The organism is Clostridium guangxiense (assembly GCF_021043395.1).
GTDB lineage: Bacteria > Bacillota > Clostridia > Clostridiales > Clostridiaceae > Clostridium_S > Clostridium_S guangxiense.
Genome location: NZ_JAJNKE010000001.1, coordinates 170,149 through 183,548, shown reverse-complemented (window position 1 = coordinate 183,548; position 13,400 = coordinate 170,149). Strand labels below are relative to the sequence as shown.

Below are 13,400 nucleotides of genomic sequence, written 5' to 3'. Positions count from 1 at the left end.
TTAACATGGAGGTGACAATATATGCGAGTAACAAATAGTATGCTTTCAAATAATTTTCTTTATGATTTAGGTAATAATCTTGAAAATATGGGAGTTTATCAAAACCAAATGGGAAGTGGAACTCTCATAAATAAAGCATCGGATAATCCTCTAGGTGCAGCAAGAATTATGCAAATAAACAATGAAGTTATAAAGAATAAGCAGTACAATACTAATATAAATAATACAAATCAATGGTTAAGTGTAACAGATACTAGTTTAGGACAAATAAATAGTGTACTTCAAAGAATAAATGAGCTTTTAGTTTCAACTGGTGATCCAGCATATGGGGCTGAACAACAACAGGCTATTAAGGATGAAATAAATTCTAATATAAATCAAGTATCTCAAATACTAAATACAACTTATGATGGAAAATATATATTTGGAGGAAATCGTGGTACAGATAAGCCTACCCTTGTTACTACAGATGCAAAGGGAAATCAACAATTGAGCTATGCCAATAAGGATGGAGTAACAAAAATGCCAGCTGGAGCTGCACCTACTTCTGATGAAACAAATCAGCTTGGAATGATAAAAGCAAAACTTTCTGTTGAAATTTCTGATGGTGTTTCAATTAACTATAATTTTACGGCGTCAGATGTAATGGAATTTAAGAATGATGCTGGCGTATCTAAAGATTTAAGAACTATTTTAAGTAATATAACAACGCATTTGGATTCAGGGGATGTTTCAAGCCTAATAGGCAGTGATCTTAGTGATATAAAGGATGCCATAAGCAATGCATCTGGTATTCGTACTGAAGTTGGTGCACTTGAAAACAGAATGAAAAGTGCTAGCAGTGAAAATGAAAGTGAAAATACAAGTTTGACACAGGTTTTGGCAAGCACTAATGATGTCGATTATGCACAAATAACAATGCAGTATGCTCAAGCTCAAACAACCTATTTAGCTTCACTTCAAACAAGCGCTAAAATATTACAGCACACATTGATAGATTATCTATAATAGAGGTGTAGAAGATGAAATTGTATACTAAATATCACGGTGTTAGGGAGTACGAAGAAAATGATGTAATAACGTTTAATAAGGGTTTACCCGGCTTTGAAAATTTAAAAAAATTTATAATATTTCCCATGGAAGAAAATAATGTTTTTAGTATGCTTCATTCCATTGAAAATATGGAAATAGGATTGATTTTAGTTTCACCTTTCTATGCAATGAAAGATTATGAATTTAAACTGGAAGATAATGAAATTGAAGGCTTAAAGATAAAAGACAAATCAGATATAGTTGTTTTAACTACAGTATGCGTTAATAGTGATATAAAAAAAATAACTACAAATTTAAAAGCACCTATTTTAATAAATATTAAAGAAAAAATAGGGGAACAATTAATATTAGATAATGAAAAGTACTCTATAAAATACCCTCTTTTAAGGGAGGAATAAAAATGCTGGTTATTACAAGAAAAAAAGATGAATCTATTCTTATAGGTGATAATGTAGAAATTGTTGTTGTTAAAATTGATGATGGTTCAGTTAAATTAGCTATTAATGCTCCAAGAGATATAAAGATTTTAAGAAAGGAGTTGTATAAAGAAGTTATCGAAGAAAATAAAAAATCAATTTCAATTGATAGTACTATATTGAAGGATATAAAAAATAAGTAGAGGTGTTAAAAATATGGATGTTGAAGCTATAAGTCATGGAGGACAAAATCTATATAATGTCGATAACAACTTAGTAAGTAATAATGTAAATATACAAATTGGTTCACAAAGCAGTGTTTCACAGGATAAAAGTTTTGCAGATAAACCTATAAGTGAAAATGATGTAAAAAAAGCGGTAAAAGTGGTAAATGATCTTTTAAAGGATAAAGATGTTCATATGGAATACGAGCAGGATGAAAATTTTAAATATATAACAATTATGAAGGTAGTTGACAATAATACAAAAGAAGTCATAAATGAGATACCATCGAAAAAGATTTTGGATATGGTAGCTCAATTTTGTGAAATGGCTGGGCTCATTGTAAACAAAAAAGCTTAATTTGCTGTGAGGAGGTACTATAATGTTGGAAGACATATTAAATAAGGTTGATATGGAAATAAGGGAAAGAATTAATCAATCTACTGAAGAACACAGAGTACATCCAAAAGGTGAAGTGCAGTCTGTAAAGAAGTACAATGGAAATAAGCAGCATAAAAAAAACAATAGAAATAATGAAAATGAAGACGATAAAGAATTTGTAATACCAAAGAATAGATCAAAGAATAATAAGATAGTGATAACAGCAGTTAAGAGTAACAAAGTTGTTGTAGATGCAGAACTAAATAAAGACAACTCTTCAAGTGGAGCTTTAGAAAAAGGAAATTATTTAGATATTAGGAGGTAGAGGTTCTATAATGTATGCTAAAAATGCTTATAACCAATACAAACAAAATAGCGTAAACTTTGCTTCAAAGGATCAATTACTATTAATGCTGCTGGATGGTGCTGTTAAGTTTGCTAAGATAGGCAGACAAGCCTTGGCTGATAAAAATTACCCAAAGTGTAATGAAAACCTAAAGAAGACTCAGAATATATTTTATGAGTTGATTGTAACTCTTGATTTAACGCAGGCGGGAGAGTGGGGAGCTAGCCTATTATCTGTTTACAAATTTATAGTAGACAGTCTAGTTAATGCAAACATAAAAAAGGATTTATCTTTATTGGATAAAACCATTCCTATTATAGAGGAAGTGAAAGATACCTGGAATGAAGCTTACAAAGCTTCTATAAAAGCGAGATAAAGGAGTGATAAATATATGAGTACAACAGTTTCTAGTACAACAACAAATCCATATGCAGTTGGGTATAGTTCAAATGATTTAGCTGGAACAGATACAACGTCTTCAAAGTATTCATCAACGAGTGGTACAAGTAAAAGCGGCAGTTCATCGTCATCAAGCTCTTATTCGCAAAGCTTAGTTTCTCAAATGTCTGGAATTGATGTTAACAGCATGGTTAATGAATCAATGGCGTCAGATGTTATTAAACTTAACAGCTTGCTTGCAAAACAACAGCAGTCACAATGGATGCAAGATAGGTATAGATCTATAATTACAAATCTTCAAAGCTTCAGCAGTAAATATTTTGATATACTGTCTAGTGATTATGTACTTTCACCAAATAGCTTTTCTGTGAATGCAGCAACGTCATCAAATACAAATGCACTTAGTGTATCTTCTCTAAATACTGCGAAAACAGGAAATTATACTGTTACTTCAGCAACATTAGCAACAGTTGCAAGCATAGGCAGTAGTGCATTGAAAAATACAAACGGTAAAACAGCTTCAGCTTCTGATGCAATATCAACAATGGGGGTTAAGGATGGCACTATTTCATTTTCTATTAATGGAAAAGCTATGAGTTATGACCTAAAGTCAAGTTCGTCAATCGGCAGTGTTATGCAGGATTTAACATCTTTGACTGGTCTTAATTTTAATTATAGTGAGCTTACCGGAAAATTTAGTATTTCAACACAAAGCACTGGGAAAGATCAAAATGTAAATATACAAAATGTAAGTGATGGTGCTGATTTTTTCTCTAGTTTTGGAATAACAACAAGTAGTGGAACTGTGGCTACAGCCAATACTGCTAGAATAGATGGCAGTGGTGTTATAAAAAGTACAGCCGCAGCAGCTTCAGATAAAATATCAGATACAAGTTTAAAGTTGACAAATGGGGATATATTGTCCTTTCAAGTAGATGGTGTAACTAAAACTTATACAGTGGATACCAGCAAATCTGTTACAACTCTTATGAGCGATTTGACATCTTTAACAGGGGATACTTTTAGCTACAATGCGTCAACAGGTAATATTACTGCTAAAGCAGCTACGGGCAAAAGCGTTAATATATCATATTCTGATGGCAGCAGTGCTCAAGCATTTTTTAACGATGCCTTTGGAATGACAGCAGGCACTACTAATATAAAATCTGCAGATGGATCAACTAGCGTGACTGGCAGCAGTATTGTTGAGAACCCTACTAAAGATTCAGTAGCATCAGCTTCAACTGCAATTTCGGCTACAAATTTAGGGCTAATAAATGGGAGTACGTTAACTTTTGATTTTAATGGAAAAAGCTTAAGCTATACAGTAGACACCAGTAAATCAATTGGATCTCTTATGAGTGATTTGTCATCCTTAACAGGTTCATTATTTAGCTATGATGCTTCAACGGGCAAAATTAGTGCTTTAGAAACTGGAAGCACAGCTATGAGCATAAGTTATGCTGATGGAAGTGAAGCTCAGAGCTTTTTTAATAATGCTTTTGGGTTGGCAGCAGGGACTACTAGTGTATCACAAACTTCAAGTGGCACCTCAACTGGAACTGCTGGAACTGATGGAACATTTAAAATAATGGAACCTGGAGATACTGAAGCAACAGAAATAACAAATTCTTCAAATAAGTTTACAATTGATGGTGTTGCATATAATTTTACTAGCAATATTGCGGATGGCAGTCCAGTTACTATAAATGTAAACCAAGATGTATCTTCTGTTGTAGATAAAATTCAAAGCTTTGTCAATGCTTATAATAATTTAATTGATGGAATTCAATCTGTTACAAATGAAAAAAAAGACTACAGTTATAGTCCGTTAACTTCTTCTCAAGAATCACAGATGACTGACAGTCAAATTACAGCGTGGAATCAAAAAGCTCAGCAGGGGCTTTTGGCAAACGACAGTGAACTTACAGGTATGCTGAGTGCTATGAGAACAGCTTTTTATACTCCTGTAAATGGAAATGGTCTTACAATGGCAAGCGTTGGATTATCTACATCTGATGATCCAACCCAAGGTGGAAAGCTAACCCTTGATGTAAAAAAACTTACGACAGCACTGCAAAACAATCCTCAGCAGGTAGTAAGTTTATTTACCCAAACTTCATCTAGTTATCCAAGTTACACTGGAGTTTTAGGTTTAGACACTACAACAGATAGTCAAGCTGTGAGTAAGGCAATGACTCAAAGAAACAGCGAAGAGGGCATATTTCAAAGACTTAGTGATATAGAGCAAAAATATGCAGGAACTTATGTTGATAAAAATGGAAACCAAGGCCTTCTTTTGACGAAAGCAGGAATGCCAAATACACTTTCTGAAACTAAAAATACTTTATACAATGAGCTAAAAAATGAAGCACAGGCTGTTACTGATTTCAAAACTAAAATGACGAATGATGCTAAAATGTATAATACGAAGTTTAGTACTTTACAATCTATACTTTCTCAGTTAAGTAGTCAGCAAAGTTATTTGTCTTCAATGCTAAGCAGTAGTTCTTCATGAATATAATTCCGTTAAATATTGAAAGGAAGTAATATACCATGGAAGATACTAAAACTCTGATAGCGAAGTTTAGGCAAAAAACTTTAGATATTCTGAATTGCTTTAACAGTGGGGATTTTGATAAGATAAATGGTTTATTAGAAGATAGAAAAAAAATAATTGAAATTTTTAAAGAAAATCCTCAAGCTTATACAAAAGATGATGTAGCTAAAGAACTAAAAAATACAGATATTATGGAATTAGATGTTAAAATAAAAGAACTTACTGTGAAAAACATGAAGGACATAAAAGAAAAACTTGAAGATATAAGTAAAGATAAATTTATTAGAAAAAAATACTATAATGGTTTTTCTGGAAATTCTCTATTTTTTAATGAAAAAATTTATTAAAAACTATAAAGTATTATATACGACCAACGATAAAGTAGTATAAGCAATTAATAAGGTTTAAAATTAAGTGGCCATGAGATTTTAAACCTTATAAAAAATAAAAAAATTAATTTTGGGAAAGGATTCCCAAGTAAAATTCAAGGAGGAATTTAAAATGATAATTAATCACAATTTACCAGGAATTAGTTCATTAAACTATTTAAACAAAAATTCTAAGAGTGCATCTGACTCAATGGAGAAATTAAGTTCAGGTTTAAGAATAAACAAAGCAGCAGATGATGCAGCAGGACTTACAATTTCACAAAAAATGCAGTCACAAATCAATGGTCTTGATAAAGCTCAAAGCAATGCTCAAGATGGTATATCTTTATTGCAGACTGCTGAAGGTGGATTAAGTGAAACTCAGTCAATACTTCAGAGAATGAATGAGCTTGCAACCCAAGCAGCTAATGATACTAATGTAACTATTGATAGATCTGCTATATCAGCTGAACTTGGAACACTTTCATCTGAAATAGACCATATTGCAAGTTCAACAAACTTCAACAATCAAAATTTATTGTCATCTACTGGAACATTAACATTTCAGGTTGGAGCAACATCTAATGGCTATGATTCAATGTCAATTGATCTTGCTAGTATTAAATCTGATTCAACTAGTTTAGCTGTAAATACATTAGATGTTACTTCAAATGGAACTGCAACTACTGCTATGGGTACAGTTCAAGCTGCAATTGATACAGTTTCAACTGCAAGATCATATGTTGGAGCTGTTCAAAACAGACTTACTCATACAATTAACAATCTTTCAATTGAAGATCAAAATTTAACATCAGCTAGTGCAGCTATAACTGATACAGATATGGCTAAAGAAATGATGAACTACTCTAAGGAGAATGTTCTTCAACAAGCAGCTCAGTCAATGCTTGCACAAGCTAATCAGAATCCACAGTCAGTTCTTAAATTATTACAATAATTCAAGGTTTATAAAAGGTTCTTTGCTTTTGCAAAGGACCTTTTATTATAAAGGAAAACACATTTAATATGGCGGATAAGGGAATTTTAGATGACTAGAAATAAGGGAGTGATAAGTGATATGGATATATTTTTTAAACTTGAAATGATTGCTAATAATATGAGTATTATATTAAATATAACAAATAAAGAATTGGAACATAACATTTATTCAACAAAAGCTATAAATAATATTAATTTATTAATAAGTAATTTAGTAGAGTTGAATAGTAATATTAAAGCTAGTTTATCACAATATCCAAATGATAATCTAACAGACAGTCTTAATGGATTGGCTTCCTGCTTTGAAAGCATAATTTCTGGTTATGAATTAAATGAGGATAATTCAATTAAAGATATATTTATAAATCGTTTAGTTCCAAGGTTTAAAAAATTTTATAAGGATTTGGACAGCTATATTTTTAAAATAACAGGAGTTAAAAACGCTGTAGTAACTGGTGTAAATGAATTATCCATAAACATTGAAAAATTAATAGATTTAAAAAAATGTAGAATAGTTGCCTTTATTAGCAATGATAATGAGATGCAAGAAAAATATATAAAGAATATTCCTATATTTACAAGAAATGAGCTTCCTTTTGTGAATTACGATTATTTAATAATATCAGACTACTTTAATTGTAACTTAGAAAAAAAAGTAGTTATTAATATTAATGATTATCTAAAACACTATTCTGATTATGAAGTTTTTAGAGCATATTATTATTATTTTAATTGCAAAAAGCCTATTGATGGATTTATAACAGGTTTATCTTATGCAGAGGTAGGAATAGATGTATCGCAGTTAAGTTATAATGTAATAAATGCAGCTGTTTCAAGTCAAGATTTATTTTATGATTACCAATGGGCTAAATTAATATTAAATAATAAGAAAATAGCCAATAATGTTAAATTTGCTGTAATAGGAATAAGTTACTATAGTTTTGAATATGACCTTTCAAAAAGTAACTTAAAGAATAGGGTGTATGGTTATTATCCATTTTTTAAGAAAACTAGAAATCATCCGCTTGCCAAAGATATGGTAGAGAACTATATTAAATTTGAACAAGTGGCATCGGAAATATTTAAAAAGGATTATAATATTGTATTTTATGATCTTTTAAAGGGTAATAAGGATACCTGGTGGAATGATATGATAAGTCAAGTCATGGATGAAAAGATAATTGAAAAAAACAAATGGATAGTAGAACATGATTGTGATAAAGATTATCCAGAGACTGTGAAGGAGAATGTTGGTATTATTCGAGAGTATATTTCGCTATTGAAATTGCACAATATTACTCCTATTATTGTAATTTGCCCTACTAGTAAATACTACTATTCAAATTTTTCTCATAGGATTAAAAAGGAATATGAAAATATTATGAATAAAATAAAAGAAGAATTTGACATTGAAGTTTTTGATTACTTTGCTTCCAATGTTTTTTCAGATAAAGATTTTTATAATGTGTCTCATTTAAATAAAAATGGAACTAAAAAATTTACTGAATTATTAAATAAGAAGTTAATTGATTTGTGTGATAAATAATAGATAGAAGTAATTAGAATTAGAAATTGCTATGGTAAAAAATGCTATAGCTATTTTTATTTATGTAAATATTTAAAGAATATAATTATAAAGCCGATATATAAAATATCAAGTAAATTGGAGGCTTAATATGAAAATTAGTCTTTGTATGATAGTTAAAAATGAAGAAAAATATATAAAAATGTGCCTTGAAAATGCAATGAAATTAGCGGATGAGGCTATAATAGTTGATACAGGTTCTACGGATAAAACTAAAAAAATAATTGGAGAATTTAATAATAGCAATATAAAACTTATAGATTATAAATGGGAAGATGATTTTTCAAAAGCCAGAAATATTTCAATTGAAGCTGCAAAGGGTGACTGGATACTTATGCTGGATGCAGATGAAAAATTGCTATGTAATGTAGATAAAGTCAGAAATATATTGGAAAAGGCAAAATCAGAATCATACAGGATACCGCTTTATAATATGTTAAATACTAGTAATGTAGTCTACTCATCAGTATATCTTAAACTTTTTAAAAATAATAGAGGGTATAAATACTTTGGAAGAATACATGAACAATTAAATGTGAAAGATGATCAAATAAATGGAAATGGGATAGATAGTAGTATAGCCCAAATTATTCACTATGGATATTTAGGAAATGTTATAAAGGATAGAGAAAAAGCTAAAAGAAATTTAAAAATACTTAGAAAGCAGCTGAAAGACAATCCTAATGATCCTTTTGTTAGATATAATATAGGAGCATCTTATGAAGTTGCTGGTAATTATAAAAAGGCTCTTGAATATTTTTTCAAGGCAAATGATATTTTAAAAAGGGGAGATCCTACAGGACTTACGTTATATGAAATAGATATGGCTAAGAGGATATGTGAATGCCTTATTAACCTTAAAAAATATGATGATTGTATTATGCTTGCAAGTAATTTGCTAACAGATAATAAATATAAAGGATATGTTGATTTACAATATATAAAGTCTTGGTGCTATTTTTTACAAAAGAAATACAAAAAAGCTGTAGAAAATTTTGAAAAATGTATAGAAATGGGAGAAACTAAAGAATTTGTATCGATGCTGGGTATGGGAACCTTTAAACCTAAATTTATGATGGCAAAATGTTATGTTGAATTGAAGGAGGAGATTAAGGCAATAAACTGTTTTATGGAAAGCATTTTTGATCCAAATAATTTTATTCATGAAGGTGTAGACGAGTTTAGAAAATATTTGATGGATAATAATAGAATTGAAATATTAGATCAACTTAATAAATTAGTTGGTAATTAGAATAAAAATATATTGTAAAGTTTGCACACTGATGATAGATGTAGTAGTAATAATGAAGAAGTTAATAAATATTTTTTAAAATTTAGGAGATAAATATGGTATCTTTATGTATGATAGTAAAGAATGAGGAGCAGAATTTAGAGAATTGCTTAAAGAATATTAAAGATAAAGTAGATGAAATAATAATAGTTGATACAGGTTCTACGGATGAAACTGTAGAAATTGCAAAAGAATATACTGATAAAGTATTTAATTTTAAATGGTGTGATGATTTTGCGGCTGCAAGAAATTATTCTATAGAAAAAGCAAAAAACGATTGGGTCTTAGTCTTAGATGCAGATGAAGCAGTAAATTTTTTTGATGGAAAATCTATAGGAAAATTTATAAATTCAAATGAAAAGCTAGTTGGAAGAATAAAAAGAATAAATAGTTTTAAAGATTCAAGTGGTAAAAAGAGGCTTTTTGAAAGAGTAAATAGACTTTTTAATAAAAAATATTTTAAATATGATGGAATTATACATGAACAAATAGTTTCTAAAAATGAAGAAAACTATAGTACTGTAAATGTAGATATAATAGCAAATCATATTGGCTATGAAAAACATATTATTAATAATACAAATAAAATTGTGAGAAACAAAGAGTTACTGCAAAAAGCTATTTTAAAAAAGCCTGAGGATAGCTATTTATTTTATCAGCTTGGAAAGACATTTTTTATGGAAAAAGATTATTTATCTGCTGAAATAAATTTTGAAAAAGCTTTAGAACTTAGCATAAATAAAAGCTATGAGTATGCTGAAGATTTAATTGAAAGCTATGGCTATGCGTTGATTAACCTAAAAAAATATAAGAAAGCTTTAGAATTATCAAAGTATGAAAATGTATATAAAAAGGTAGCTGATTTTAATTTTGTTATGGCACTTATTTATATGAATAATGCAAGATTTAGAGAAGCTGTGGCTAAGTTTGGGGAGTGTAAAAATTCTAATGAATGTAAAATTGAAGGTGTAAATTCTTATTTAGCAGATTATAATATTGGTGTAATATATGAATGTTTAGGAATAGTTAATGAGGCAGTAAAGTATTATAAAAGATGTGGTAATTATGTATTGGCATTAAATAGATTAAAAGTATTAAAATCACAGTAACAAGGCGCAAGCCTTGTTTTTATATTAAAGAAAATTGTATAAATTTCGATAATAAATATATTATAAATGAGGAATAAAATAGGTTAAATTCAACTTTAGGGGAAATCAATATGATTACTAGCATTGTAATATTAACATATAATAAACTTAAATATACAAAACAATGTATAGAAAGCATTAGAAGTAATACAAAAAAAGGTACTTATGAGTTAATAGTAGTTGATAATTGCTCTAATGATGGTACAAAAGAATGGCTCAAAAATCAGGATGACATAATAAATGTATTTAATGATAAAAACCTTGGATTTCCTAAGGGATGTAATCAAGGGATAAAAATATCAACTGGAGAAAGTGTTCTTTTATTTAACAATGCGATAGCAGGTATATTGATGATGATATATATTTAAATAAAAAATAAACAAAATTTTGATATATAAGTAAAGAAGTTTATAGGGGAGAAATGGATATGAAATGTAAGGTATCTGTAATTATTCCGGTTTATAATTCAGCAAAATATTTAGAAGAAATGACAGCTTCATTAGCTGTACAAACCTTGAAAGAAATAGAGTTTATTTTTGTCGATGATTGTTCGACTGATAATAGCTTAGAAATACTATATAAATTCGAAAAAGAGAATTCAGATAGAGTAATTATTATTAAGCTAGAAGAAAATCAGGGGCCTGGTGGAGCGAGAAATATTGGTCTTGAATATGCGTCAGGAGAATACTTAGCATTTGCTGATAGTGATGATTATGTTAAACCAGAAATGTATGAATGTATATATGAGAAAGCAATCGAAGATGATTACGACATTGTGGAATGTGGATATTTTAGTGAACGTAAAAATAAGGAAATGATGCTTTGGAATAAAAGCATGGAAGGAGAAGTATCTTTTGATAATAGAGTTAAAATGTTTATAACCTGTGGCTTTTTATGGTCAAAATTATATAAACGAAACCTTATTATTAATTCCCAAATAAAGTTTATCCCTAAAATGAAGCTTGAAGATGTTGATTTTTTAAATAGATTATATTGTAGAATAAAGAAAGTTGGTATAGTAGAAAAAACGCTGTATTATTATCGTGATAATCCAGAGTCATTTTCTAATAAAAAAAATAAGTCAAGTTATTTTGATATAAATAACACTTTTTGCAGAGAATATTTAAATAATATGAAAAAGGAAAGGCTTTATAGTATATTAAGACCTGTTATTGAATATGTAGTTATGGGAATATGGTTCGATACTTTTAAAGCATATGTGAATAAAAATTCTAAAATTAATACAAATTCTCTGCAGGCAATAGATAAAGAAATTAAACAATATATTTTAGATTATGGACAAAATATTTTTTTTGTTGAACAAGCAAAGTATGATGTGTTAAAAGAGGCATTTTTAGTAAGTTCCTATGATGTTAAAAAAGCAATTGTAATATTGAAAATTGTAAATTTGCTTTAAAAAATTATTCATCTTTTAAAGTTTTATAAAGGTGAAATCTAATTTGATTTTTCAAATGATTATCAAAGTTAATTTTAAAAGCAAAACCTAAAGTTAAGTGAGTTATATACGATAACTTAAATAATTGATAATTATTTTTTGGAGTTGATTATAATGATAGTAGGTCATAATATGGCATCTTTCAATATTTTTACAAGGTATAAATCCGCCCTTGCGGAGCAAACTAAGGCAATGGCACATATATCTTCTGGCTTAAGGATTAGTACCGCAGGTGATGATCCTTATGCATTGTCAAGAGATGAAAATTTTACTATGCAAATTAGAAGCCTTCAGAGGGCTAATTCAAATTCTCAAGATGCTGTAAGTCTTATTCAAACTACAGATAGTGCTTTGGATGGAATTAGTTCAATATTACAGAGAATTAGAGATTTAGCAGTTCAAAATAAAAATGGAACATACAATACTCAAAATAGAAGTGATTCACAATTAGAAGTAAGTAATCTTATAAAAGAAGCGGATCATTTAGCAAAAAGCACTAACCTAAATGATGTAAACTTATTAACTGATCCAAGTGGGAGTTTTAAATGTATGGTTGGTAGCAATGTAGGAGAAAATATTGATATACCAACCTTTGATCTTCAAGCAGCTAGCATTAAGGATGGAAGTGGAAATCCCTTAAGCAGTGTAGATATTACAACTACAGAAGGTTGTGATAAGGCTATTAATCTTGTAGATTCTGCTTTAGATACTGTTAATAGAGCTAGAGGAAAATATGGTGCGCTGCAGAACAGGTTAAATTCAACTATCTCAAATGCATCGGAGATAAGCAATGAAACTGAAGCCGGTGATAGCAGTATAATGGATGTGGATGTAGCTGGTGAGATGATGGAGTATTCTAAAACAAGCATTATAGTTCAAGCAGGAACAGCTATGATGGCTCAAACGAATAAATTTCCACAACAAGTCCTTGAAATACTTCAAAACGTAAAGTAATCATATACGAGGTTTGGGCTTCGCCCATTATCCTTCTAGAACTATAGAACAATTGCTCTGTAAATTAAGATATAAAACTTAGAAAAAAAGTATAATCATACACGAGGTTTGGGCTTCGCCCATTATCCTTCTAGAACTATAGAACAATTGCTCTGTAAATTAAGATATAAAGCTTAGAAAAAAAGTATAATCATATACGAGGTTTGGGCTTTGCCCATTATCCTT

General features: G+C 29.4%; 15 protein-coding genes. All 15 read left to right on the top strand.

Annotated features, from left to right (window positions below):
* Nucleotides 1-21 precede the first annotated feature (21 nt).
* The 15 genes from flgL (at nucleotide 22) to LQK79_RS00950 (ending at nucleotide 13,175) form a co-directional block, all read left to right on the top strand.
* Complete coding sequence (flgL, locus tag LQK79_RS01020; protein ID WP_053240993.1) at nucleotides 22-1,008, top strand: flagellar hook-associated protein FlgL; 987 nt, start codon at nucleotides 22-24, stop codon at nucleotides 1,006-1,008.
* 14 nt (nucleotides 1,009-1,022) lie between these two features.
* Nucleotides 1,023-1,451 carry a flagellar assembly protein FliW gene (fliW, locus tag LQK79_RS01015; RefSeq protein WP_231015128.1) on the top strand — a complete coding sequence of 143 codons (429 nt, stop codon included), beginning with the start codon at nucleotides 1,023-1,025 and terminating at the stop codon, nucleotides 1,449-1,451.
* Nucleotides 1,452-1,453: 2 nt separating this feature from the next.
* On the top strand, nucleotides 1,454-1,672 hold the full coding sequence (gene csrA / locus LQK79_RS01010; RefSeq protein WP_053240991.1) for a carbon storage regulator CsrA: 219 nt from the start codon (nucleotides 1,454-1,456) through the stop codon (nucleotides 1,670-1,672).
* Nucleotides 1,673-1,685: 13 nt separating this feature from the next.
* Nucleotides 1,686-2,051 (top strand): flagellar protein FlaG, encoded by a 366-nt coding sequence (locus tag LQK79_RS01005; RefSeq protein WP_053240990.1) that lies wholly within the window; start codon nucleotides 1,686-1,688, stop codon nucleotides 2,049-2,051.
* A gap of 22 nt (nucleotides 2,052-2,073) precedes the next feature.
* Nucleotides 2,074-2,397 (top strand): hypothetical protein, encoded by a 324-nt coding sequence (locus LQK79_RS01000; protein WP_231015127.1) that lies wholly within the window; start codon nucleotides 2,074-2,076, stop codon nucleotides 2,395-2,397.
* A 10-nt stretch (nucleotides 2,398-2,407) separates the two neighbouring features.
* Nucleotides 2,408-2,794 (top strand): flagellar export chaperone FliS, encoded by a 387-nt coding sequence (fliS, locus tag LQK79_RS00995; RefSeq protein ID WP_231015125.1) that lies wholly within the window; start codon nucleotides 2,408-2,410, stop codon nucleotides 2,792-2,794.
* Between the two features lie 15 nt (nucleotides 2,795-2,809).
* Nucleotides 2,810-5,335 (top strand): flagellar filament capping protein FliD, encoded by a 2,526-nt coding sequence (gene fliD, locus LQK79_RS00990; protein ID WP_231015123.1) that lies wholly within the window; start codon nucleotides 2,810-2,812, stop codon nucleotides 5,333-5,335.
* Between the two features lie 38 nt (nucleotides 5,336-5,373).
* The gene (locus LQK79_RS00985) at nucleotides 5,374-5,724 is read left to right on the top strand and encodes a flagellar protein FliT (RefSeq protein ID WP_231015121.1); all 351 of its coding nucleotides are present in this window, start codon (nucleotides 5,374-5,376) and stop codon (nucleotides 5,722-5,724) included.
* A gap of 154 nt (nucleotides 5,725-5,878) precedes the next feature.
* The gene (locus LQK79_RS00980) at nucleotides 5,879-6,700 is read left to right on the top strand and encodes a flagellin N-terminal helical domain-containing protein (RefSeq protein WP_231015119.1); all 822 of its coding nucleotides are present in this window, start codon (nucleotides 5,879-5,881) and stop codon (nucleotides 6,698-6,700) included.
* A 90-nt stretch (nucleotides 6,701-6,790) separates the two neighbouring features.
* Nucleotides 6,791-8,287, top strand: coding sequence for a hypothetical protein (locus LQK79_RS00975; protein WP_231015118.1), 1,497 nt, complete (start codon nucleotides 6,791-6,793; stop codon nucleotides 8,285-8,287).
* 130 nt (nucleotides 8,288-8,417) lie between these two features.
* Nucleotides 8,418-9,578 (top strand): glycosyltransferase family 2 protein, encoded by a 1,161-nt coding sequence (locus LQK79_RS00970; protein WP_231015117.1) that lies wholly within the window; start codon nucleotides 8,418-8,420, stop codon nucleotides 9,576-9,578.
* Nucleotides 9,579-9,688: 110 nt separating this feature from the next.
* Nucleotides 9,689-10,726 carry a glycosyltransferase gene (locus LQK79_RS00965; RefSeq protein ID WP_231015116.1) on the top strand — a complete coding sequence of 346 codons (1,038 nt, stop codon included), beginning with the start codon at nucleotides 9,689-9,691 and terminating at the stop codon, nucleotides 10,724-10,726.
* Nucleotides 10,727-10,836: 110 nt separating this feature from the next.
* Complete coding sequence (locus LQK79_RS00960; protein WP_231015113.1) at nucleotides 10,837-11,133, top strand: glycosyltransferase; 297 nt, start codon at nucleotides 10,837-10,839, stop codon at nucleotides 11,131-11,133.
* Between the two features lie 59 nt (nucleotides 11,134-11,192).
* Nucleotides 11,193-12,182, top strand: a complete 990-nt coding sequence (locus LQK79_RS00955) for a glycosyltransferase family 2 protein (RefSeq protein WP_231015110.1) — start codon at nucleotides 11,193-11,195, stop codon at nucleotides 12,180-12,182.
* Nucleotides 12,183-12,335: 153 nt separating this feature from the next.
* The gene (locus LQK79_RS00950) at nucleotides 12,336-13,175 is read left to right on the top strand and encodes a flagellin N-terminal helical domain-containing protein (RefSeq protein ID WP_231015109.1); all 840 of its coding nucleotides are present in this window, start codon (nucleotides 12,336-12,338) and stop codon (nucleotides 13,173-13,175) included.
* Nucleotides 13,176-13,400 lie beyond the last annotated feature (225 nt).

What these genes read in the sequence shown, in the direction of transcription:
- flgL (WP_053240993.1), top strand. Translation starts at nt 22, where the DNA reads ATGCGAGTAACAAATAGTATGCTTTCAAATAATTTTCTTTATGATTTA.
- fliW (WP_231015128.1), top strand. Translation starts at nt 1,023, where the DNA reads ATGAAATTGTATACTAAATATCACGGTGTTAGGGAGTACGAAGAAAAT.
- csrA (WP_053240991.1), top strand. Translation starts at nt 1,454, where the DNA reads ATGCTGGTTATTACAAGAAAAAAAGATGAATCTATTCTTATAGGTGAT.
- LQK79_RS01005 (WP_053240990.1), top strand. Translation starts at nt 1,686, where the DNA reads ATGGATGTTGAAGCTATAAGTCATGGAGGACAAAATCTATATAATGTC.
- LQK79_RS01000 (WP_231015127.1), top strand. Translation starts at nt 2,074, where the DNA reads ATGTTGGAAGACATATTAAATAAGGTTGATATGGAAATAAGGGAAAGA.
- fliS (WP_231015125.1), top strand. Translation starts at nt 2,408, where the DNA reads ATGTATGCTAAAAATGCTTATAACCAATACAAACAAAATAGCGTAAAC.
- fliD (WP_231015123.1), top strand. Translation starts at nt 2,810, where the DNA reads ATGAGTACAACAGTTTCTAGTACAACAACAAATCCATATGCAGTTGGG.
- LQK79_RS00985 (WP_231015121.1), top strand. Translation starts at nt 5,374, where the DNA reads ATGGAAGATACTAAAACTCTGATAGCGAAGTTTAGGCAAAAAACTTTA.
- LQK79_RS00980 (WP_231015119.1), top strand. Translation starts at nt 5,879, where the DNA reads ATGATAATTAATCACAATTTACCAGGAATTAGTTCATTAAACTATTTA.
- LQK79_RS00975 (WP_231015118.1), top strand. Translation starts at nt 6,791, where the DNA reads ATGACTAGAAATAAGGGAGTGATAAGTGATATGGATATATTTTTTAAA.
- LQK79_RS00970 (WP_231015117.1), top strand. Translation starts at nt 8,418, where the DNA reads ATGAAAATTAGTCTTTGTATGATAGTTAAAAATGAAGAAAAATATATA.
- LQK79_RS00965 (WP_231015116.1), top strand. Translation starts at nt 9,689, where the DNA reads ATGATAGTAAAGAATGAGGAGCAGAATTTAGAGAATTGCTTAAAGAAT.
- LQK79_RS00960 (WP_231015113.1), top strand. Translation starts at nt 10,837, where the DNA reads ATGATTACTAGCATTGTAATATTAACATATAATAAACTTAAATATACA.
- LQK79_RS00955 (WP_231015110.1), top strand. Translation starts at nt 11,193, where the DNA reads ATGAAATGTAAGGTATCTGTAATTATTCCGGTTTATAATTCAGCAAAA.
- LQK79_RS00950 (WP_231015109.1), top strand. Translation starts at nt 12,336, where the DNA reads ATGATAGTAGGTCATAATATGGCATCTTTCAATATTTTTACAAGGTAT.